Below are 22,643 nucleotides of genomic sequence, written 5' to 3' on the forward strand. Positions count from 1 at the left end.
TTACCGGACCTTTCTTTTTTTAGATCGATGATTGTTTGACGATCGTACTATTTTTGCTGGATGTGTGGAATAACGGCCATGTGAAGCTAATATTGTACATTTTCAAAAACGGAATACTTTCCTCCGGACTCTTGCACCCGCAAGAGTTTTTGTCGTTCCAGGTAACGTACGTGTGCTGCGGTTTCCCCAAGCGCAAACCGTGCGCTGTCGTTATCAAAAACTTTGGAGAACAGCCTCATGCTAATGTCATATATCGTAAGCCCAGCGCTTCCAGCCTCATGTACAATGCCCAGGACATGATCGAGCCGCTCCTTATGGTGGGCGATCACAGATTCAAAATAGTCCGTCTGCGGCTGAAACACCGCTCCGTGTCCGGGCAGAACGGTGCGAACCATCCGTCTTTGCAGCGCGTTCAATGTCTCGAAATATGACTCAAGCGGATTCCCCTCATCCTCTTCGAACTGATATGTGATGTTGGGCGTGATTTTCTGCAGCAGCAAATCCCCGCCAATCAGCGCCTGCCTCTCCGCATTCCAAAATCCCACGCTGCCCTCGGCATGACCGCCGCCAAGTACGATTTCAAACGGCTCCCCGGCGAGCACGATCGAGTCGCCTTCCAGCAGGTTTACCCTTGTTCCCGTAATTGGGGAAATTTGATGGAGCAGCCGCGAGTCCAGCTCAGCTACATCCTGAGCAAGCGTCTCCGGCATGCCGCTTTTCAAATAAAAATGGAGATTTCGCTCCGCCTGCTCTTGGCTATAATAGCGCTCCGCCAAGGCATAAGTCTCACCACTTGCATACACTTCGGCTCCCGTCCAGCGCTGCATCTTCCCGGCAAACCCATAATGGTCAGGATGGAAATGCGTGATGTAAATGTTGCGGATATCAGAGGGCTTTACATTAAGCTGATGCAGCGTCTGCACCCATGATTTCTCGGTAACTAAGGTGTTCAGCCCGGGATCGATGACGCTCCAAAAGGACCCGTCCTGAACGAGATAGCTGTTCACGTGATTGAGTCGAAAGGGAAGCGGGATGCGAATCTGATAGATTTGCTTCAGCGGCGTCTCCATGAATTGATCTCCTCTTTGTCGAAGTTTAGTGAGAACTATAGATCAATGTCGAGCCCTGCGTCAATGACATATAGATTTTATTTGATTTTATATAGAAAAGTTCAATTAGACTTTTAATTCCTACCGGTTTAGTATGATTAAAAATGTTTCACAGGCAAACAAAAAGGAGGTGAACCTCAAATGGCCGCCGTTTTAACTCGAGAAGAAATTGAGCCGGTTCTGACCGGTACGAAGTTTCATCAATTTTTGGGCATCCGGCTCGAAGAAGTGAACGAGCAGTCCGTTACGATCCGGCTGCCCTATAACGAGCTCTTTTATACCTCTGCCGACGGATATATCCACGGGGGGATTCTTGCCACTGTCATCGACATCGCCGGATATTTTGCCGTGTTCAGCCAGCTGAATCAGCCGGTTCCGACGGTCGATCTCAAAATCGACTACTTGCGTCCCGGGAGGGCGGGGGATCTGCTGTTTACCGCTTCCGTAGTCAAGTTGGGGAGGACCGTCAGCATCGCCGACATCGTGGCTGCCGATACAACCGGTAAAGCGATTGCTATCGGAAGAGGATTGTTTAGCTCAAAACAGGAGTAAGAAGCCAACAATATTCAGAATACAAAGGTGGAGCAGCGATGAACTCTTACAATTTTGCAGAAATCATTCGTACCTCGGCAGCCCGTGCTCCTCTAAGTCCTGCGATCATTGCCCAAGGGAGAACGATAAGCTACGGTGAGCTTCGGAGCCGTACAAACCAGGCGGGCAATTTGTTTGCCGGACTTGGTGTTGAGCCCGGTGACCGGGTGGCCGTGCTATTCATCAATGACTTCAGGTTTTTGGAAATCTGCTTCGGACTGATGACCATAGGAGCGGTTCCGGTGCCGATGAATTCGAAGCTGGGCGCAGATACACTTGCTTATATTTACAGGGATAGCGGCAGCCGCTTGCTGGTCTACCACTCATCTATGGGGGACAAGGCAAAGATCATTCATCAGGAGGCAGATGTCGCGGCAAGCGTCATCTGCACGACGGAATCACATCCGGACGATCTCGGGCTGAATTCATTGGTGTATGATGAAATACTATCGTCACAGGATACCCAGTTGGACCTGTATCCGACCCGCGGAGGCGATCTGTGCCTGCTTCCGTACACTTCCGGATCTACGGGAAATCCCAAAGGATGCCGCCTCACTCACAGCGGTCAGCTGTGGAATGTAACGGCGATTGCCGAAATCCGCGACTTGCAGCAGGAGGACCGGATCGTGATATCCCTGCCTCTTTATCATAAAAATGCCATGCTGTCCATGAAGGCGGTGTTTTATTCCGGGTCATCTGCCGTTATCCTTCCGGCGCCTGAGCCAGCGGCTATTTTTCATGCGATCGGGACGCATCGGGCCACTTATATTTCCGGCGTTCCAGCCCTGTACCGCATGCTTGTGACTCACCTGAAAGAGTCATCCGCTTCTTATGATCTCAGCTCACTGAAGTATGCGATATGCGGGTCGTCCGATACGCCGGTTGAACTCCTGGAGGACATCAAGCAGTGGATGGGCATCGAGGTGTATGAAGGTTACGGCCTTACCGAAGGAGGACCGGTTGTGCTGGAATCGCGTAAAGGCCTGCACAAGCCGGGATCGGCCGGCTTTCCGCTGCCGGGATGCTCGATTCGGATCGTGAATGCGACAGAAGCAGATGTCCCGGAAGGAACGATTGGCGAACTATGGGTGAGTAACCCCGGCGTAGCGGACGGCTATTGGAATCTGCCGGACGTGACGCGCAAACGGATCACCTCAGACGGCTGGCTCAAAACAGGAGATATGGCGTGGCAGGACGATGAAGGTTATGTCTACATTGTTGGACGCAAGGACGACATGATCAACGTAGGCGGCGAGAACGTCTATCCGAAGGAAGTCGAAAACATCCTGCTACAGCATCCGCATGTCGAGGATGCCTGTGTTCTTCCGGTCCCTCACGAACTCAAGGGTGAGGTGCCCGCAGCATTTGTCGTATTGAATCATCCCACCGATCGTGAGGAAATCAAGCGCTTCTTCATCGAGCGGGGACCGGCCTATGCGCATCCTCGCGAGATTTACGAATTGGACGCTTTTCCGCTGACCGGCCCGGGGAAAGTGGATCGGACGCGGCTCAAACAAATGTTGGCCGAACAATTACAAAAAGGAGTGGGCAAATCGATATGAAAGCAGCGCTGATTCTTGAACATGGAGATCGAAACAATGTGGTGGTGGGGGATTACCCGAAACCGGAAGCCGGTCATGGAGAAGTTCTAGTCAGAGTTAAGGCGGTATCCCTGAACCATTTGGATATTTTCGTTAGGAGAGGGATTCCTGGAAGAAAACTGGAGCTGCCCCATATTTCGGGTGGAGACGTCGCCGGCGTCGTCGAAGAGATCGGATCCGGGGTCACGAACGTTAATCCCAGTGACCGGGTCCTGATCGATCCGCATATCCCGGGCAAAGGGGCACTCGGTGAGGATACGACGGGTGGACTGGCGGAATACGTAAAGGTTCCGGCAATCAATTTGATTCCACTACCGGAAGGCATCTCCTTTGACGAGGCGGCTGCACTGCCGATCGCTTATGGAACGGCCTGGCGGATGCTGATTACGCAGGGCAGGCTTCAGGCCAACGAAACGATTGTCATCTTGGGGGCTAGCGGCGGCGTAGGGAATGCCGCGGTGCTGATCGCTAAGCTGGCAGGGGCACGCATTATTGCGGCAGCCGGATCGGACAGCAAGGCGGAGAAGTTGAAGGAGCTTGGAGCGGATCATGTGATCAATTACAGCAAAACCGATTTTTCCAAGGAAGTATGGGCTTTGACGGACAAGCAAGGCGCGGATATTGTCGTGGACTATACCGGCAAAGCCACCTGGCCGCAGAGCATCAAAGCGACGCGCAAAGGAGGACGGATTCTGACCTGCGGAGCGACGACGGGATTCGAGGCCGTTACGGACCTCCGGTACGTATGGGTCCGTGAGATTTCGATCATCGGCTCCAACGGCTGGGGAGAGGGAGATCTGCATACGCTGCTGGATTTGGTAAGCCGTAAAAAACTGAAGCCGGTCATCGACCGCGTACTGCCGCTGGAAGAGATCAGGGAAGCGCACCGTTTGATCGAAGAACGGGAATTTTTCGGCAAGATCATCATTCATCCTTAAACAAGCCAAGGAGGAGCGAACCATGGGAGTCCAATTAACGTTTGATCATGCCGTACATTTTGTGAATAAACCTGAGCAAGCGCCGGAAGAACTTGCAGGGCTGGGGATTCATACGGTGAACGGCGGGAGGCACGAATCGGTAGGAACGTACAACGCGCTAACGTATTTTGATCTTCGCTATATCGAATGGATCGGCATTTTTGACCCGAAGCTGCTGCCTCCCCACCAGGATACCCAACGTTACGGGCTCGTGGATACGCTGGCAGGTGACGATTATGTCGAAGGGCTCAGCCGGATCGCGCTGCGGACGGAGCAAATTGATGAGTTGGCGGAGCAGCTGGCCGCCGAGGGCAATCAGGTGATCGGTCCTGTAGATTGTTCCCGCAGAAGGCCGGACGGGAAACTGCTGGAATGGAAGCTGTTGTTCGCAGGATTGCCTGACGAAGGACTGCCGCTGCCATTTTTCATCCAATGGAACGATTCCGATGAAGACAGAAGGGCCGATCTGACGGCTAACGGCACCATTACGGATCATGCCCGGGGTCCCATAACTCTGGATTATGTGGCGTTTACGGTTCACGACTTGGGAAAGACGGTCACCCGATGGACGAAATGGCTCCACTTAGAGGCCGAGGAAGCCGTCTATGATGACTATTGGAAGGGCAAGAAACAAGTCATTGATCTGGGTTCGTTCCAACTGGTTTTTCTGGAGCCCGATCAAGAGGGACCCGCAAGGGAGTACTTGCAATCAAGGGGAGAACGTCCGTTTCTAGTCGGACTGAGCAGCGGTCAGGAAGGCTCACCTGAGCAGTACGTCAACATTCACGGTTCTTTCTATCATTTGAAGTAGTCGTAGGGGACGCCTGAAGGAAAGGAGAGGCATCGCATGGCGTTACGTACCAAAAAAGACACTAAAGCGAAAAACCTATGGATCCGATTCGTTCAAATCGCATTTATTGCCGCACTGCTAGCGGGCATGCAGCTGGCGGTGTCCAAGGAGTGGGTGAGCCGGGTATTCTTGGCTTCCCCGTCCCAGATAGTACAGGAGTTCGTATATATGCTCAAAGAAAACACACTTTGGCCGCATTTGTCCGTTTCCCTGCAAGAGGTTGCGGTAGGGTATCTCATTTCGGCGGTGGCGGGCATCGGGCTTGGAGTGCTGTTCGTCTCATTCCCGTTATTGGAAAAGCTGATCGACCCGCTGATGGCGGCGATCATGGCCATTCCAAAGACGGCTATCATGCCGCTGCTCATTGTATGGTTCGGCATCGGCTTTAAGAGCAAGGTCGTCCTGGTCATTCTTTTCTGTTTTTTTAACATTTTGTATAACACCGTTACGGGTTCCAAGCAGACCCGAACGGAGCATTTGAAGCTGGCCAAAGTGTTTAAGGCGAGCCGGGCGCAAACGGTAATCAAGGTTTTGCTGCCTTCGGCGCTTCCTTCCATTTTCAACGGGCTGCGTGTGACGGCGGCGACGGCGATCACCGGCGTCGTATTTGCCGAGATGGCAGCAGCGAAGAATGGGCTTGGTTTCCTGCTGAATGAGTCGCAGGCTGTGCTGAATACGCCAAGATTATATTTAGTCATCATTGTGGTGACGGTGTTATCCGTTCTGTTCGTCGGGCTGATCAACCTGATCGAGAGATTGGTATGCCGCCGGTGGATGCCGAGCCGCGTCGCCTGATTAAGATTTTTACATTAAATAGGGGGGGAAGAGTCACATGTACTCAAATCAATGGTTAAGCAAAACAATTAGCGGAGTTATCTCGTTGTCCCTGGTTTTCACGCTCGCCGCTTGCGGCTCGTCTTCCAAGGATGCTCCCGCTTCCTCCAGCTCCACTGGTTCTGACGAAGCTGGAAGCGGCACGGAGGCAGCTTCAAGTACACTGGACAATACAACTGTGGATATCGCTTCAGGGGTTCCGCCATGGAAAGGGCGGGATAACAAGGAAGTCACCCTTACGGCCGGTTTTTCCAAAGGGATGACCGGAATTGCCAATCAGTTTGCCATTGACAAAGGCTGGTATGAGGATGCCGGCATTCATTTAAACTTTGTCGATACGATTAACCCGGTTGCGGCTTTCGGAGCCGGAGAGGTCGACATCGCCGACGGGGATCCCGGAACCTATATCCCTGCCATTGTGAACGGGGTGAAAATTAAAGTCGTCAGCAATATGTGGAGAAGCCGCGGGGCTTACTGGATTATCGCCAAGCCCGAAATCAAGTCGTTCGCCGACTTGAAAGGCAAGAAAATTGGTTCTGCGCAGCCGATTGGAGGTATGCCGCTCACCTTGATGGAGGTGCTCTCGCAGAACGGCATCGATCCGAAAAAGGATGTTCAGCTTGTGCCGAACGGCGTGTATCAATCCGCTTACGCGACGTTTGAATCGGGCGAAGTCGACGCCACGATTATTCACCAGCCGTTCGCAACGATGGCGGAGCAAGCCGGCAAGGGGAATGTGCTGGCTAAGACTTGGGAGTTTATGCCGAAATACCAAACCGGCGTGCTGGTAGCCAGCGAGAAGCTGATCAAGGAGCAGCCAGAAGTAGTCGAACGCGTGCTCGAAGTGTATTTTTATGCCAACGAATACGCCAAGACGCATCTGGATGAATTCCTGCCTTGGGCAGCCAAGTATTTGAACCTTGATGAGAAGACGGCACGTACTGCAATCGAATCGGAAATCGTCCTCTGGGAGAACGACCCGATCGTCGATAAAAACCGCCTGCAAGTGACCGAGGATCTGCTGAATCAATACGGCATGCAGCGGGACAAAATCTCGGTCGACGGAACATTCGACAATACGTTTGCGGAGCGCGTCGCCAAAAGGCTGAAGCTGGGCAAATACAAGGCTAACAATTAAAAGGGGAAGCGGGAAAGGAGCTGATTTCATGCCGACAATCGAGCTTCGGCATATTACCAAGGAATACGAAAATATCGATGAAGAGCAAACCTATGCGCTGCACGACATTAACCTGACGGTGCAGGACGGGGAATTTGTGTGCGTGCTTGGTCCAAGCGGTTGCGGAAAAAGCACGCTCCTGGAAATTACCGCGGGTCTGCTTTCCCAGACGAGCGGAGAGGTGCTGCTGGATCAGGTTCCGCAAGCCGGAACCAGCCGCGACATCGGCGTCGTGTTTCAGGATTCCGCGTTGTTCCCTTGGCGGAGCATCCGCCGCAATATCGAATTCGGCTTGGAGATTGCCGGCGTCAGCCGCGAGGAGCGGCGCGCCAAAGTTCAAAAGACGATCGAGCTTGTAGGCTTGGCTGGTTTCGAGGACAAGTATCCACATCAGCTCTCCGGGGGCATGAGGCAGCGCGCCGGGCTTGCCCGGACACTGGTAGCCGATCCGCGGGTCATCCTTATGGACGAGCCTTTCAGCGCGGTGGACCATTTAACACGGTTGACCTTGCAGGACGAAATGATACGTATTTGGGAGAAAGAGAAGAAGACGATCTTTTTTATTACGCATGACGTGGCTGAAGCCGTCTATTTGGCGACAAGGATTGTCCTTCTCAGTCCGCGTCCCGGCCGCATCCAGCAAATCTTCGACGTTCCGTTCGATCGGCCTCGTAACCGGAACGATATGGAGCTCTTGACTATCGTGGAAAAGATTTATATGGCAATCAACAACCCGCTCCAGAGCCGTGACAGCGAGTATTTTATTTAACCGATTCAAAGGGACTAAAGGCTGGATGATATGGGGGGATTTCGATGAGAGTCATCATTACGGGGGGCAGCCGGGGGATCGGACTTGCGATTGCCCGGCAGCTGTCCATCGCCGGTCATGAACTGCTGCTGGTGGGGCGGAACAGGGAATCATTGGCCGAAGCGCGAACCTCGCTTGGTGGGAATGCGCTGGTTTTCACGGCAGACCAGACGAGCGAGGAAACACCGGATTGGCTCATTATATATATGAAGGAACATCAATTCCAACCGGACGTTCTCGTCTTAAACGCTGCCGCTTTCTTCGATGACACCCGTTCTGTTACAGAGCCAAAGGGTGAAGAGCTGGAGCGCATCCTTCTTGCCAATGTCGTATCCAATTACAATTGGGTGCGAACTTTGCTTCCGCTGATCCGCCAAGGTGAATACCCACGCATTCTGGTCATCGGGTCGACGGCCGGATTGCGGGCGGATACTTCGCTGTACGGCATTTCCAAAGCGGCGCTCCGAAATTACGCGCTCGGTCTGCGGGAGGAGCTGAAGCCTGCCGGAGTCGGTGTGACGCTGATCCATCCCGGCGGTACCTTTACCGAGCGGCGCGTTCCGAATGAGCGAACAGCCCCGGACCGACTGCTGGAAGGCAGCGACATCGGTTTGCTGGTTGCAGCCATCTTGTCTTTAAGTCCTCAGGCGGTCGTCGAAGAGCTAACGGTCCGACCGATGCTGGGCGACACTTTTTAGTCGATACTAGCTGGCATTGGAAAAGGTTCATTTCATAATTTCACGATGGGTCCATGTGTTTGGTTGACGGATTTTGGAAGAATGGATAAGATGAGGTGAATGTTTCTGACGAACACAACAATTTAGAGGAGCGTTTGTATTGGATCAGTTTCATATTCAAGTGGACCTGGCCTTGGGACGGATGTTTGAAATTTATAATCTCCTGAATAAAAAACCAAAAGAATATGTGTCCGGCATGCTGCTGTATTATTCGGAAATCCATATGATTGAGGCCATTGGAAGGCATCAGGACTCCAATCTGACGGAGCTTGCCAGCATATTGAACATCACCAAGGGAACCGCCTCCAAGACGATCGCCAAATTGGGCTCAAAAGGGCTCATCTGCAAGTTCCAGCGGGACGATAACAAGAAAGAGGTCCATTTCCGGCTGACGGAGCTTGGACAGCTTGCGTTCGAAGGCCATTACCGGTATCACGAGTCCCGAAGCTCGGATATCGACCGGGACTTCGACAGTTATTCCCCGGACGAGCAGGAGCTGATATTGCACTTTATTGAGCGTTATACCGAAGAATTAAGCCGGTACCTTGAAGAATGACAATGTATACTACATCATCGGAGTTAGAAGGAGGAATTCGCATGGCCAATCCCGGTTTAACGAATATCGATTCCGCTGCGAAGCTGCAGGAACGCTTGGTGGACATCCGCCGCAATCTGCATCTGGAACCCGAATTATCCAATGAAGAGTTCGAAACGACGCGCAAAATCAAAGCGTGGCTGAAGGAAGCCAATATTGAAATTCTGGATTTACCCAACCTGAAGACGGGGGTCATCGCCCAAATCGGGACCGGCAGGGAACCGATCATGGCCTTGCGGGCGGATATCGACGCGCTGCCGATCGATGAAGAGACGGACGTTCCGTTCCGATCCAAGTTTGCAGGGAAAATGCATGCTTGCGGCCACGATTTTCATACAACCGTCGCCTTGGGAGCCGCCTATCTGTTGAAGGAAAAGGAGCAAGAGCTTCAAGGAACCGTACGGATCATTTTCCAGCCGGCCGAAGAAACTGGACACGGAGCTAAAGACGTTGTGGACTCCGGTGGGTTGGAGGGCGTATCGGCGATCTTCGGCCTTCACAATTCGCCGGAGCTTGCGGTAGGGGAACTGGGCACATGCGAAGGCGCCATCACTGCCGGCGTTGACCGGTTCGAAATCGTCATTAACGGAATCGGTGCCCATGCGGCAACGCCTGAGAAAGGGACCGATGCGATCGTCGCCGCCTCCCAAATCATCCTGGCTCTGCAGACGATCTCCAGCCGCCGGGTCAGCGCACTCGATGCCGTCGTGGTCAGCGTCACCCGAATCTCCGGTGGGAACACATGGAACGTCCTTCCTGGGACAGTGGAGCTCGAAGGAACGGTAAGAACGCTCGATGTGGAGGTACAGAAACGCATTCCGGACACGATCCGGCAAATTATTGACGGAATTGGAGCATCGGCAGGGGTGTCGGCCGAGCTGAAATGGTATCCCGGACCGCTAGCCACGATCAACGACGCATATTGGGCCAATTTCGCCAGCGATGCGGCGGAGGAATCCGGCTATGTCACCAAAGTGCTTGGACCAAGCATGGGAGGGGAGGATTTCTCCTACTATCTCCAGCACATCCCAGGCGCATTTGTGTATGTAGGGTCTAACTCGCCCTATGCGCTGCATCATCCGAAGTTTAATCCGGAAGAGGACGCGCTGCTCCCGGCTGCGGAATATTACAGCCATTTGGCTATACGGTGCCTAAACGAATTGAATACCCGATAAGCCGCGAGCTTCGCGGCTTTTTTTGTTGAGAATTATGATCGACGATTATCATTCGTTTACAATTCCGAGATATGATCGAACCAGGGCTGAATCAGATCGCTTCGCTTGTCTGAGTATTGGATATGTCAGCCATGGAATTTGAATATAGATGGGGAGTGAGAGGCATGTATGAGCAGCTTCAGGATATGGATTTGTTTTTGCAGTCCATGCATGACTTGGAAATACGTATTCGCCATATGATTCAACGGTCCGGCCTTTCCGAGAAAGAGCAGCAGTTTATTTTGGACCATATATTGGTCATCCCCGGCAAGGATTTTTCATATCAGCGTAACTACGGTTAACTCTTGGCAGATCATCCTGACCGGATCAGGCATCGACTTGTGTCGCCTGGCAATCCGATGAGACCAAAGGGAGGGAACAAGCATGCATGTCTAACCGTCGCCCGCGTATTTTGATTTTGACAGCCGGCTTTGGAGACGGCCATCTTCAGGTATCTTCGGCGTTATTGCACTATTTTCATGCGCAGCAGGTCAACCAGGTGCAGATCATTGACCTTATGAAGGAAGCTCATCCGGTACTAAATTCCTTGTTCTCGAAAGTGTATCAAATGAGCACATTTACGTCCCAATTGGGCTTCGACTATTATGGCTGGAGCTATTACATGACCAGGGATTCAAATCCATCCGGGCCGGTGATGCGGTACCTGAACGGACTCGTGAAAGGCAAAATGCTGGAGACCATCAGCCGTTTCCGGCCCGATGCGATCATCAATACATTCCCTTTCGGTGTCGTTTCGGAGCGAGAATGCGTTCACGCCGCGCGTACGTTTACTGTCATCACCGATTATGCCCTGCATTCCCGCTGGATTCATCCGGATACATTCGCGTATTACGTGGCTACTAACGAGATTAAGAACCAAATGGTCCAAAACTATGACGCCGCAGCGGAGAAAATCAGCGTTACCGGTATCCCTGTACGACCGCAATTCTATACAGCAGCTGCCGAAGCCCCGCTGCGACGTGCTGCACAAGGAACGGCCAAGGGGAAACGTATTTTGATTATGGCAGGCACATTTACGGTGTTCCAGCAGCTCGTCGAGCTCATTCATTTGCTGGTTGACCGGGAAGATTGCGAAATTACAGTCGTATGCGGACGCAAACAGCAAGCCTATGAAAAATTGACGACACTGTTTTCGGGTCAGCTGCAGGTGAATATTGTTGGATATGTCAAAAACATCCACGATCTGATGGCCGCGTCCTCCTGCATCGTAACGAAGGCTGGAGGCATAACTTTGTCCGAAGCCGTCATTCTGAAGCTGCCGATTTTTATTCTGAGTCCGTATGGCGGTCAGGAGAGGGAAAACGCCCGCTATTTTAAAACCAACGGCATGGCCCAGATTTCATCCAATGTCCGCCAGCTCGCGGAGCAGCTCCGGGATTTTCTCGGGGCACCGACGATAGCCGATCGGATCAGCGGAAAAATGGCTGAATTTCATAAAGGAGCGGCAGGCGAGCTGATCGTGAACGATATTTTGAAGACGCTGCAAAACTATCAAGATGCAAACCATGATTATGAGCTGATACTTCGTCCCTAAACGATGAAGCAAATGATGAAATGGATTGGAATGCTGCTCCTGACCGCTTTGGCGATATATACCGTTTATGTGCTGCAAACAGGGGATGCGGAATCTATTGTCGCGTGGATACGCCGCTATCGTATCATTGGATTCGTCGCTGTGTTTCTGTTTCAAACTCTGCTAAATATGCTCCCGCTGCCAGGCGAAATCACCGCCGTGATGGTTCTGGAAATCTACGGGCCATATTGGGGAGGTCTCTGCTTGTGGACTTCAGGGATCATCGGAGCTTTTGGGGGATATTGGCTTGCCTGGTCGTTCTCTTCCTATTTTGCAGGTACGCGGGTTGAACCGTATCTTGCCAAAATGGAGGATTGGCTGAGAGCCAGTGAATTTAAAGGCCTTCTGATCGCACGGTTCGTTCCCTTCATCCCCTATCATGCCGTCAACTATGCCGCCGGGCTGTTAAAGGTTAACTTATTTCGTTACATGCTGACGACGGCGATCGGTGTGTTTCCGCATACTGTGGCCATGAGCGCGCTGTACGCCGGTGTACGGAAAGGATCACCGCTCTGGGCTGTGATCGGCTGCATGGTCTTCATGCTCCTTGCCGGTTTGTCATGGTATGTAAAGAAGCGGACGTCCGGTAAGTCCCGAAAAAGCAGGGTGACGGCGGAGTAGAGCAGCCAAGGAACGGTTGCCGTTTATTCGGATCAATGCAAAATAGCTTATCGTTTCATAGGATGACAGGCAACTCCAACCAAGCCCGGCGGATTTCTCGTTGGGGTTGGTTATTTCAGCTTGGCGCATGTTAAAAGCGTGTATTGGAGGGGAAATATAGAGAAAGTGCTTCAATAAAGCCGATTAAGTAAAAGTTATACGACTAAATAAGTTACAGCGTTATGTGTAGAGGGAGCTGGAAGTACGTATGCTGACGAATTTGCTGGAGCACTATGGTTACGCATTGATCTATCTATTTTTGTGCCTGGAAATGCTTGCTCTGCCTCTTCCTGGTGAAATGATGATGAGCTATACCGGTTTGTTTGTGTATGAAGGGAAACTGAACTGGCTGCTGAGCATGGCCTCGGCCGGAGCCGGCGTCTTGACCGGCGTGACTTTATCTTATTGGATCGGATACCGGCTGGGACGCCCTTTTATTTCGCGCCATGGCGGCAAAGTTCATCTCACCGAAGAGAGGATGGACCAAATCACGGGCTGGTTTGAGCGCTACGGGGACAAGCTTCTGTTTGCCGCTTATTTTATACCGGGGGTCCGTCATATTACCGGTTACTTTTGCGGCGTAATGCGTATGCCCTTCCGGCGTTATGCGCTGTTTGCCTACACCGGCGCGCTTTTCTGGGTAGGCCTGTTCATTTCGCTTGGTAAAGTGCTCGGCCCGAAATGGGAAGCCTATCACTCTACGGTCAATCGGTACATGGTCCTGTTCGGGATCGGTTCGGCACTGGTAACAGCGGCTATTTATGTCTACCGCAAGTATGAACATCAAGCGATCGAGCGATTGTTGGATTTGCTGGCAAGCGGCGTGCGGCACTTTCAGTCGTTCGGAAAGGTCCGTCTATTGCTGCTGGCCTCGTTTGCTGCGTTTGTATTGTTTTTTTCGTTAATGCTCGGCGTCATTCAGGATTTTTTGTCGCACGAGTACGGACAATTCGACCAAATTGCCTCTTATTTAGTATCGGTTCTGTTCGGTCCAAAGTGGGCGGGCTGGATGCACGTATTTGCGAGATTCGGGACTTTGGATTTGTATGGGCCGGTTCTATGCCTGACAGGCTTGTGGATCGTGCTCCACAGCCGGGACCGCGGGCTGGATTTGTCGTTCCTGGTATGGGTTGTGGCCGGCGGAGAGCTCTTGGACAGGGTGCTTCGCCTGTTGTTCCATCGTCCTGGCCCGGTGGCAGCTGGCGTGCAACTGTTCAATACATTTCCGAGCGAGGAAACGTTAGTTACGCTGACAGTATGCGGTTTTTCGGCCTTTTTACTGCTGCGGCATTATCACTTCCGTTACGTGCGGATTCCCATCGTTGTGGCGGTGATCCTGATCTGTTTGTTCGTCGGGGTCAGCCGGGTTTATTTTCACGTGCAGTTCCCAAGCGATGTGTTTGCCGGATACATTTTTGGCGGTGTCTGGGTCAGTCTGCATGTGATGCTGCTGGAAATTATGCGCAAATTCAAGGAGTCGGAACTCGGCACGGCCCCAGGAAAAGGCAGCGGCAGCAAAGATGCTTAATCCGTTTGGTTATTTCACGGCGACCAGCAGTGCGCCGATTGCGATCAGCACGACGCCGGCTGAGTTCAGCCAGGATATTTTTTCGCCGAGAAACAGAAAGGCCAGAATGACGGCGATCACCACACTTAACTTGTCGATGGGGCCTACCTGCGACACCTTCCCGTACTTGAGGGCCATAAAATAGAACAGCCACGACGTTGCACCTGCCACTCCGCTGAGCACGATGAAGCTGAGTGCTTTTTTCTGTGTAAAAATGCTTCCTAGTTGGCCGAACTTCCCCTGTACGGCAATGACGCCGAGCAGAAATAAGGCCATAATGACGGCCCGAATCGCCGTGGCGGCGTTGGCATCGATGTTTTGCAGACCTATTTTCCCGAAAATGGACACCAGCGCAGCCGCTGCGGCTGAAAGCAGCGCGTAAATAAGCCATGCAGCCATAAGCATCCCCCTTTTTTCATAAATAACTTTTCAACAGCGGTAAAGATTCCCTATTATAGTATTGTTCATCACGGGCTCAAATCATGAATCATTTTACAAAATATCCATTCCCCGAATCCCTGGCACGTTTTTCGGCGTAAAGAGGGATATGGACGAAAGGAAATAGATGAAAAGAGGTGAACCGCCATGGAGAATCAGACCAAGGTTTTTCCTGACCATATCAAATTTCGCTATCCGTGGCGTTCCTATCAAAAGCGGATACTGGACCGGTTGGACGAGCATTTGCGCAATCGGCACCTGCATCTTGTTGCGCCTCCCGGATCCGGCAAAACCGTTCTGGGCCTGGAAGTCATGCTGCGCATCAACCGGCCGACGATCATTTTGGCACCGACCTTGACGATCAAGGAGCAGTGGGCAAACCGCTTCATGGAGCTTTTTTTGGATACAGACATACGCCCGGATTGGTTGTCGACTTCCATTCATCATCCGGCCATGGTCACAATTACAACATATCAGGCCTTACATACCATTCTTACTGCCGCCGGGAAAAAGGATGAGGCGCAGGGAGACAAGCAGTCTACTGTTCTAAGTGAACATGGGATGAAATCTGCGGTCGATGATACGGAAGATGCTATGACTGAACGTGAATCGGCTCCGGAGGAGCAGGAGATTCCAGAAGACACGGATGAGGCGGAAAAGGTAGACGAGGTGGGCCAGCCTTCAGCAGCGATAGAGATCATTGAAAAGCTGAAGAAGCTGGGACTGCACACCGTCATTTTTGATGAAGCACATCATTTGCGCGTGTCCTGGTGGAGGAGCGCCGTTCAGCTGTGCGGCATGCTGGAGCGGCCGACCAAAATTGCGCTGACGGCAACGCCGCCGTATGACGTGAATCCGAACGAGTGGCAGCGGTATATCGAGCTGTGCGGGCCGATTGATGAGGAAATCAGCGTGCCGGAGCTTGTCGGTCATGGCGAATTATGCCCGCATCAGGATTACATCATGCTGACCCCGCCTGAGGAAAAGGAAGCGGCACAGCTCCGCGAGTTTCGCATGCATGCGGCCAGGCTGCGGGGCGAGCTCATCCGGGACAAGTTCATGACCGAACTGATCGCCGGCCACCCTTGGATCACGAATGCGGAATCCCATATGGAAGAGATATTATCTTCCCCGGGTTATTACTCCAGCATGGTCATTTTCTTACGGGCGGCGAATCAGCCAGTGTGGCGCGATGCGGTCAGGCTGCTGGGGCTCAAAGAAGCAGATACGCCAAATCTAAGCGACGAATGGCTGGAGGAGCTGTTGAACGGGGTATTGTTTAAAGATGCCCATGTGGATTCAGATCGGCCTGTGATGAAGGAACTTCGCAGACGGCTCAGCCAGATCGGCATGATTGAGCGGCGGAAGCTGTACTTGCGGTCCACCCCGGCACTGGACAAAATGCTGGTTCACAGCGTTTCGAAGCTGAAGCAAATCGGGCATATCCTCGATTTTGAGAGATCGGTCCTTGGCGAAGGCTTGCGCATGGTCATCCTGACCGATTATATCCGGAAGGAAGACATGCCTAAGCAAGCGGGGGATGAACAGCCGATTCAGCGCCTAGGGGTGGTCCCGATTTTCGAAACCATCCGCAGAAGGCTTAGAGAAAAAGAACTGAGCGGGCGAGAGCTCCCCATCGGCGTTCTGACCGGCTCCCTTGTGATCCTGCCAGTCGCTGCGGCGGCATGGGTGCGGGAGACGGCCGGTCAGCGTGGTATTACGCTCACGGAGCGGCCGCTCGCCCACGATTCCGAATACGTGACGATCGATGTGCGCGATTCGAATCGTTCCGTTATCGTCGAATGGGTCACAGAGCTCTTTGACCAAGGCGGTGTCCGCGTACTCGTTGGTACGGCTGCGCTGCTGGGCGAAGGATGGGATGCGCCGGGGATTAATTCGATGATCATGGCCTCCTACGTAGGCTCATTTATGCTGTCCAATCAGATGCGTGGGCGTGCGATCCGTTCGCAGCGCGGAAATCCGGACAAAACTGGGGCGATATGGCATTTGGCCTGCGTCGATACGGAGCTTGCGGATGGAGGAGAAGATATGGCGTCTCTTGCCAGACGTTTCCGCTCGTTGGTGGGCTTGTCCATTACGAATGAGACGATCGAATCCGGTATGGAGCGAATGGGATTGAGGCAGGGACAGTTAGCGGTAAGGGATATTGAGCAGTACAACGCACAAACATTGGAAAGGGCAAAGGAGCGTCATTTACTTAAGGAGCGTTGGGCATCAGCCGTTGCCCTGCAGGGTTCGATGACCGAGGAGCTGAAAGCGGAAGGCAAGCGTGTTCCAAGGCCGGTGGTTTATCCCTATACGATCAAAGCAGTTCTTATTTTCGCAATGGTACTCGGATTGGAGACTTTTTTTGACGCGGCCTCATCGCCTCAAATGCTGCATTCGGATGCACCGGGGTGGTTCAAATTCAGCATCGCTGCCGTCTTGGCGGCCGTCTGTGCCAGCCCTTGGATCTACAAGGCTGCAAAGATGACGATCAAGCACCAGTCGCTGGATCGAAGTATTCGCGAAGTCGGATTAGCCGTATACACCGTGCTGTATGAAATGAAGCTTGTCCAACCCGCGCCGAGCATTCATCTGATCGGAAGTCAGGAGGAAGGGGGGACCGTCGTATGCTGGCTGAGGGATGGGAGTACGCATGAAAAGACGCTGTTCCTCAATGCTCTGCAGCAGCTGCTCGATCCGATCGACAATCCCCGCTATCTAATCTATCGCACATCGCGGCGGTGGATTGGCCGGTCGCATGATTATCATGCCGTCCCGGAGGAGATCGGACGCCGCAAGGACATTGCCGAGCGTTTTGCCGTTCTGTGGCGCAAGCATATCGGACCGGCTGAGCTGGTCTATACCCGGACTCCCGAGGGCCGCAGGAAACTGCTTGATGCGAGAGCGAAGTCCCTGACGTCGATGTTTGTCCACAAATCCGAGCGAGTCAGCGCTTGGCGGTAAGGCGTGAACCATCACATGCGGCGCTGTAGCTGGTGAATTATTTACGAGGAAATTTCTCAGGGCAGCAACCAACAGCTGATTTCCGGCGTTTATTGATTAGGCACTCATTCTTTTTATAACGGGAGGATCCTATCTGATGCGCTTCAAACTACGATGGAATTCATTTCTGCCGGCTGCTTTTCTGGCCGCCGCTGCTGCATTTGCAATTGCACTGCCTGTTAGCGCCGACAATTCCGCGGCAACCAAAGCGGCGGCCAATACTGGCATTAACTTGACGATGAACGGTAAAGCTGCAAATCCGAAAACACCCCCTTTCCTGGACAAAGGTACGGTTTATCTGCCGGTCCGGGATATGGGAGAAGTGCTCGGTACCCTGGTCTCTTGGAACGTTCAGGCCAAAACGGTAACAATGAGGTATCCAAAGCTCACCGTGAAACTGCCTTTTGGCTCGAAAAGCGCTAGCGTCAATGGACAGCATGTCGCCCTGTCCTCGCCACTTCGAATGGTCGACGGGCGGGTGTATGCTCCGCTGCGCTTTTTCTCCGAGGCTATGGGAACGGAAGTGAAGTGGGAGAAGTCCACTCAAACCGTACATATGACGAAATCGGACGATTACATGAGATTAACGCCCTATGCGATTTGGTTGAATCAGGTTACCCATGACCTGTATCTAACCAAAGATGAACAAACTGATGTAACCTCGATCGGTAAACTGGATGCTGAATTTAAAGGGACCGTTACGACCGATGGAGCGGTTCGAAATGGGAAAAATACGGTGCTAACCTTTGTGGATAAGTACGCGAACCCTCAGCCCCATTATGATGTCTACGCCCTACTTATCCGCAATAACCGAATCGTCGAGCAGAAGCATGCGGCTTATGACCGCCGGTACGAACCGAATACGTCATACTATCAGGTATATGATCCTAAAGGCTGGATCGAATATACGGTGCTGACGGACGGAAAGATCGTGTGGGTATATAACGACGAAGGGAAGATCGTTGCCACGCATGATTTGTCGGAGCTGACCAAGCAGGAAGACGTGTTCGGCGTTCAGGCCGTTGGCACGGATTATTTGGTGGTCCGGCCGAGCCGCACCGGATTGTTGACGTTAATCGACCTGAGGGACCAGACAACCACGGTACTCGCCGACAAGCTTTTAACGGGAAAAGATTTGGCATACGCCCGTGAGAACCAGACGCCGTATCCAGGAGATACGCTGAGCTTCGCCGGGGATGATTGGTATCCCGGTTATGGAATTTTAGATTTCGCCTATGACAGTCCGTTTCAAAAAAACGCTCCCTCCGAGCGGCTGACCTACGAACGGCCGTCTTATGCTGAAGAACGGAAGGCACTCCCTAAAGAGCGAAGCTTTCAGGAGATGGCCGCTTCATGCGCCGTCGACACTGTGAAGTTTGTTCATATGCAGGATGGAGACATCACGTACAAACCGCTGATCGCAGCGAACAAGCAGGATCACGAGGGGATTCGTACCGTTTGCCGGATGCTTAAAAAAATTACTGCCGAAGGCTCGGAAGTGACGCTGCCAAGGATATTTCCCGAAACGTTTTTCCACGGTATGTCGGTAGAGTTCACTGCCGGGGATTCCGTCAGCATTTACAGAGCTGAAGGAACCAAGCTGGCTATGGGTTCAGAATTGGGAGGGAAAACTATTTTTCTGGAGGATGCCGAAATGGTCAAGACTTTCGAGCGCTTAAAAGTAAGTTCCAATAATTAGGTCGGTCTTGGAACCGCCTATTTTGTCTAACTGCTTCCTGACCGAAACATTTGAACAGGCCGACGCAGAAGTCGGCTTGTTTTTTTATTATTTTGGCAACATAACCCTTGACACAAAAAACCAACCCAGGTATATTATTAATTAACAAAATGTTAATTGTAAATCGAAACAGGAAAGGCGCAGGCAAATATGTCCAACGAACAAGCACTTCAGCAATACGATGTCCGAAAGTACCGCACACCTGACGGCTATACGTCCGACATCGCGGTCTTTACAATCCGTTCGGAGAAGACGGAAGCATTTAAACCGCCGGTTATGGAGCTGCAAATCATGCTCATCAAACGGAGTATGACGGACAGTGAGGGCCGCCCCAACATCGAAGCAGGGAAGTGGGCGCTGCCGGGCGGCTTTGTCGAACCAACGGAATCCGCTTTTCAAACGGCGCAGCGGGAACTGAAAGAAGAGACTGGGGTCGAGCATATTCATCTGGAGCATTTTGGCGTATACGATACGCCGGGCCGGGACCCGCGGGGCTGGATCATATCGAACGCGCATTATGCGATCGTGCCCGAACGCCATCTGTCCCAGAGAGCAGCCAATGATGACGCGAGCGAGGTTGAGCTGTTTCCGGTCGACGACGTCCTGTCGCTGGACTTGGCGTTTGACCATGAAGTCATCATCCAAGACGCCATTGCCGTCATCCGGCAGAAGCTGCTGGAGACGACGGCGGCCAAGGATTTTCTGCCTGAAGAGTTCACCTATTCGGAGCTGCAGAGCGTACTGCTCACCGTAACGGAAGATTCGGCGATTGCCCTGGATGCGGCTTTTGCCAGAAAGATCAAGTCCCTCCCGTTTATCCAGGAGGTGGCCGGCAAGAAGACGAGCCGAACGTCGAAGAAACCGACGCAGCTGTACCGCTTTGTGGATGCGGATATCAGCAGCTCCATATATCACAGCAAGAAGTAAATCCATTGTGCGAAAATAAAGATCTTATTTTTTTCGAAATCTGATTTAACATTTGGTTAATTGTTATTTTACAAAAGGAGGACCAACGAATGAATCAGCAACCGAATCCGGATACCAATCTTCATGCAGATGACAGCCTTGCGCTGCATACGGATAAATATCAGATCAATATGACGCAGGCCTACTGGCAGGATGGAATTCATAAACGACGGGCAGTATTCGAGGTTTATTTTCGTAAAATCCCGTTTCACCACGGTTATGCCGTCTTCGCCGGACTGGAACGGGTGGTGCGCTATCTGCAGCAATTTCGTTTTACGGAATCCGATCTGTCCTACCTGAAGGAAGATAGATACAGCGACGAGTTTTTAAAATATCTCTCCGGGATCCGCTTCACGGGAACGGTAAAGTCAATGAGAGAGGGGGAGCTGGTGTTCGCCAATGAACCGCTGATGCGGATTGAGGCACCACTGGCGGAAGCTCAGTTAATCGAGACGGCTGTGCTGAATATCGTAAACTATCAGACTTTGATCGCGACGAAGGCCTCTCGCATGAAGCAGGTTACCGGAAACGACGTCACGATGGAGTTCGGATCCAGACGGGCCCAGGAAATGGATGCCGCCATTTGGGGAACGCGCGCGGCGTACATCGGAGGGTTTGATGCGACATCGAACGTGCGGGCAGGCAAACTGTTCGGCATTCCGACTGCAGGAACGCATGCCCATGCGATGGTTCAGGCCTACAGGGATGAATATACCGCTTTCTGTAAGTATGCAGAGTCCCACAGGGACTGCGTTTTCCTTGTCGATACGTATGATACGTTGAAGTCCGGGGTACCGAACGCGATTAAGGCGGCCAAAGCGTACGGCGATCGGATCACGTTCAAAGGCATACGTTTGGATAGCGGCGATCTGGCTTATTTATCTAAAGAGGCCAGAAAAATGCTCGACGATGCCGGTTTTCCGCAAGCCCGAATTTATGCCTCCAACGATCTCGATGAACAGACGATCATGAGCCTGAAAGCCCAGGGGGCGCAGATCGATGTGTGGGGTGTCGGAACCAAGCTCATTACCGCTTACGATCAGCCCGCACTGGGAGCCGTTTACAAGCTGATTTCCATTGAGAATGAAACTGGTGAAATGGTCGACACCATTAAAATCAGCTCGAATCCCGAAAAGATTACAACCCCGGGCAGAAAGCGGGTTTATCGCATCATCAACCGGAGCAACGGCAAATCGGAAGGTGATTATATTGCACTGGAGCATGAAGAACCACAGAAAGAGACGCGTCTCAAAATGTTCCATCCGGTGCATACGTATATTGCCAAGTTCGTGACCGGTTTTGAGGCAAGGGAGCTCCATTATCTGGTTTTTGACAGCGGCGAGCTGGTGTATGAACTGCCAGATTTGAAGGACATCAGAGCGTTTGCGCGTGATAACCTACAGGTGCTTTGGGAGGAATACCAGCGGATCTTGAATCCGGCAGAGTATCCGGTGAACCTGAGCCAGGCATGCTGGGATAACAAAATGAGGCTGATCGACGAAATTCAGCGGGACATCCAGCGGCAGCTGCAGCCTTAAGGAGGGGAACATGGCGAAAATCGGAATATACGGATCCTCGTTCGATCCTATTACCAACGTGCATCTGTGGACGGCCAGCACCGTGGCCCACCGCTGCCGGCTGGACCGGGTGATCTTCCTGCCCTGTTCAAGCAAAAGGCCGGATAAATCGCTGCATGCCAGCGACGAGCATCGGTGGAACATGATTCAACTTGCGATAGATGGCAATGATAAATTTGTCGCGGACGATTATGAGATGAAGCAAGCAGGATGGGAAATTGCCACCTATCTGACGCTGAAGCATTACAAGGAGGCTTTCCCGGACGACGACATTTATTTTATCATGGGTGCGGATCTGCTGCTTGATATCGGGGAAGGGAAATGGAAAAAATCCGAGGAGCTCATACAGGAAAACAAGTTTATCGTGATGGCTCGGGACGGGATCAACATGCTGGCGGCCATCAGCAAATCGCCGATTCTGCGGAACGCCGACGACGGACAGACGTTTCATCTGATCGACAAAGGGCTCGCGATGGAAATCAGCTCGACGTATATCCGGGATGAATTCCAACGAGGCGGTGAGCCGCGTTACCTGGTTCCCGACAACTGCTATGCTTATATGTGCCAACATAAACTGTACCGATAGAAGGGAGTCATTGAT

Annotated in this window: 21 protein-coding genes; 19 read left to right on the forward strand and 2 right to left on the reverse strand. The window is 52.3% G+C overall.

All coding sequences use genetic code 11. From position 1 onward, the window contains the following. Positions 1-86: 86 nt before the first annotated feature. On the reverse strand, positions 87-1,070 hold the full coding sequence (locus ABIE48_RS13515) for an MBL fold metallo-hydrolase (protein ID WP_192714262.1): 984 nt from the start codon (positions 1,068-1,070) through the stop codon (positions 87-89). Positions 1,071-1,250: 180 nt separating this feature from the next. Between ABIE48_RS13515 and ABIE48_RS13520 the strand changes: the two genes are divergently transcribed. The 14 genes from ABIE48_RS13520 to ABIE48_RS13585 all read left to right on the forward strand — a co-directional run bounded on the left by ABIE48_RS13520 (position 1,251) and on the right by ABIE48_RS13585 (position 14,275). Then, positions 1,251-1,661, forward strand: a complete 411-nt coding sequence (locus tag ABIE48_RS13520) for a PaaI family thioesterase (protein ID WP_192714261.1) — start codon at positions 1,251-1,253, stop codon at positions 1,659-1,661. A gap of 38 nt (positions 1,662-1,699) precedes the next feature. Further along, positions 1,700-3,262 carry a class I adenylate-forming enzyme family protein gene (locus ABIE48_RS13525; protein WP_192714260.1) on the forward strand — a complete coding sequence of 521 codons (1,563 nt, stop codon included), beginning with the start codon at positions 1,700-1,702 and terminating at the stop codon, positions 3,260-3,262. Beyond that, positions 3,259-4,239, forward strand: a complete 981-nt coding sequence (locus ABIE48_RS13530; protein WP_192714259.1) for a zinc-binding dehydrogenase — start codon at positions 3,259-3,261, stop codon at positions 4,237-4,239. Before ABIE48_RS13525 ends, ABIE48_RS13530 begins: the two co-directional genes overlap by 4 nt. A 22-nt stretch (positions 4,240-4,261) precedes the next feature. After that, positions 4,262-5,089 (forward strand): VOC family protein, encoded by an 828-nt coding sequence (locus tag ABIE48_RS13535; protein ID WP_192714258.1) that lies wholly within the window; start codon positions 4,262-4,264, stop codon positions 5,087-5,089. Positions 5,090-5,125: 36 nt separating this feature from the next. After that, the gene (locus tag ABIE48_RS13540) at positions 5,126-5,923 is read left to right on the forward strand and encodes an ABC transporter permease (RefSeq protein WP_145019925.1); all 798 of its coding nucleotides are present in this window, start codon (positions 5,126-5,128) and stop codon (positions 5,921-5,923) included. A 37-nt stretch (positions 5,924-5,960) separates the two neighbouring features. Further along, complete coding sequence (locus tag ABIE48_RS13545; protein WP_192714257.1) at positions 5,961-7,100, forward strand: ABC transporter substrate-binding protein; 1,140 nt, start codon at positions 5,961-5,963, stop codon at positions 7,098-7,100. Between the two features lie 28 nt (positions 7,101-7,128). Beyond that, the gene (locus ABIE48_RS13550; protein ID WP_192714256.1) at positions 7,129-7,908 is read left to right on the forward strand and encodes an ABC transporter ATP-binding protein; all 780 of its coding nucleotides are present in this window, start codon (positions 7,129-7,131) and stop codon (positions 7,906-7,908) included. A 44-nt stretch (positions 7,909-7,952) separates the two neighbouring features. Further along, the gene (locus ABIE48_RS13555) at positions 7,953-8,645 is read left to right on the forward strand and encodes an SDR family oxidoreductase (RefSeq protein WP_192714255.1); all 693 of its coding nucleotides are present in this window, start codon (positions 7,953-7,955) and stop codon (positions 8,643-8,645) included. Positions 8,646-8,784: 139 nt separating this feature from the next. Then, the gene (locus tag ABIE48_RS13560) at positions 8,785-9,240 is read left to right on the forward strand and encodes a MarR family winged helix-turn-helix transcriptional regulator (protein WP_192714254.1); all 456 of its coding nucleotides are present in this window, start codon (positions 8,785-8,787) and stop codon (positions 9,238-9,240) included. A 41-nt stretch (positions 9,241-9,281) separates the two neighbouring features. Continuing rightward, positions 9,282-10,454: an amidohydrolase gene (locus ABIE48_RS13565; RefSeq protein ID WP_192714253.1), complete on the forward strand. Its 1,173-nt coding sequence runs from the start codon at positions 9,282-9,284 to the stop codon at positions 10,452-10,454. A gap of 164 nt (positions 10,455-10,618) precedes the next feature. Continuing rightward, on the forward strand, positions 10,619-10,795 hold the full coding sequence (locus ABIE48_RS13570; RefSeq protein ID WP_192714252.1) for a hypothetical protein: 177 nt from the start codon (positions 10,619-10,621) through the stop codon (positions 10,793-10,795). 86 nt (positions 10,796-10,881) lie between these two features. Continuing rightward, a complete protein-coding gene (locus ABIE48_RS13575; RefSeq protein ID WP_192714251.1) occupies positions 10,882-12,048 on the forward strand; it encodes an MGDG synthase family glycosyltransferase in 1,167 nt (388 codons plus the stop codon). A gap of 12 nt (positions 12,049-12,060) precedes the next feature. After that, a complete protein-coding gene (locus ABIE48_RS13580; RefSeq protein WP_354519062.1) occupies positions 12,061-12,708 on the forward strand; it encodes a TVP38/TMEM64 family protein in 648 nt (215 codons plus the stop codon). Between the two features lie 247 nt (positions 12,709-12,955). Further along, the gene (locus ABIE48_RS13585) at positions 12,956-14,275 is read left to right on the forward strand and encodes a VTT domain-containing protein (RefSeq protein WP_192714249.1); all 1,320 of its coding nucleotides are present in this window, start codon (positions 12,956-12,958) and stop codon (positions 14,273-14,275) included. Between the two features lie 9 nt (positions 14,276-14,284). On the opposite strand, the gene ABIE48_RS13590 is transcribed toward ABIE48_RS13585, so the two are convergent. Further along, the gene (locus ABIE48_RS13590; protein ID WP_145019899.1) at positions 14,285-14,713 is read right to left on the reverse strand and encodes an EamA family transporter; all 429 of its coding nucleotides are present in this window, start codon (positions 14,711-14,713) and stop codon (positions 14,285-14,287) included. A gap of 186 nt (positions 14,714-14,899) precedes the next feature. Between ABIE48_RS13590 and ABIE48_RS13595 the strand changes: the two genes are divergently transcribed. From ABIE48_RS13595 to nadD, 5 genes are all read left to right on the forward strand, one after another. Beyond that, positions 14,900-17,722, forward strand: coding sequence for a DEAD/DEAH box helicase family protein (locus ABIE48_RS13595; RefSeq protein ID WP_192714248.1), 2,823 nt, complete (start codon positions 14,900-14,902; stop codon positions 17,720-17,722). A 136-nt stretch (positions 17,723-17,858) separates the two neighbouring features. After that, positions 17,859-19,460, forward strand: a complete 1,602-nt coding sequence (locus tag ABIE48_RS13600) for a copper amine oxidase N-terminal domain-containing protein (RefSeq protein ID WP_192714247.1) — start codon at positions 17,859-17,861, stop codon at positions 19,458-19,460. A gap of 189 nt (positions 19,461-19,649) precedes the next feature. Beyond that, on the forward strand, positions 19,650-20,426 hold the full coding sequence (locus tag ABIE48_RS13605; protein ID WP_192714246.1) for an NUDIX hydrolase: 777 nt from the start codon (positions 19,650-19,652) through the stop codon (positions 20,424-20,426). Between the two features lie 89 nt (positions 20,427-20,515). Beyond that, complete coding sequence (locus ABIE48_RS13610; RefSeq protein ID WP_192714245.1) at positions 20,516-22,003, forward strand: nicotinate phosphoribosyltransferase; 1,488 nt, start codon at positions 20,516-20,518, stop codon at positions 22,001-22,003. A gap of 10 nt (positions 22,004-22,013) precedes the next feature. Further along, a complete protein-coding gene (gene nadD / locus ABIE48_RS13615) occupies positions 22,014-22,628 on the forward strand; it encodes a nicotinate (nicotinamide) nucleotide adenylyltransferase (RefSeq protein WP_076165843.1) in 615 nt (204 codons plus the stop codon). Positions 22,629-22,643 lie beyond the last annotated feature (15 nt).

The organism is Paenibacillus sp. OAE614, from assembly GCF_040546645.1.
Lineage (GTDB): Bacteria > Bacillota > Bacilli > Paenibacillales > Paenibacillaceae > Paenibacillus_AQ > Paenibacillus_AQ favisporus.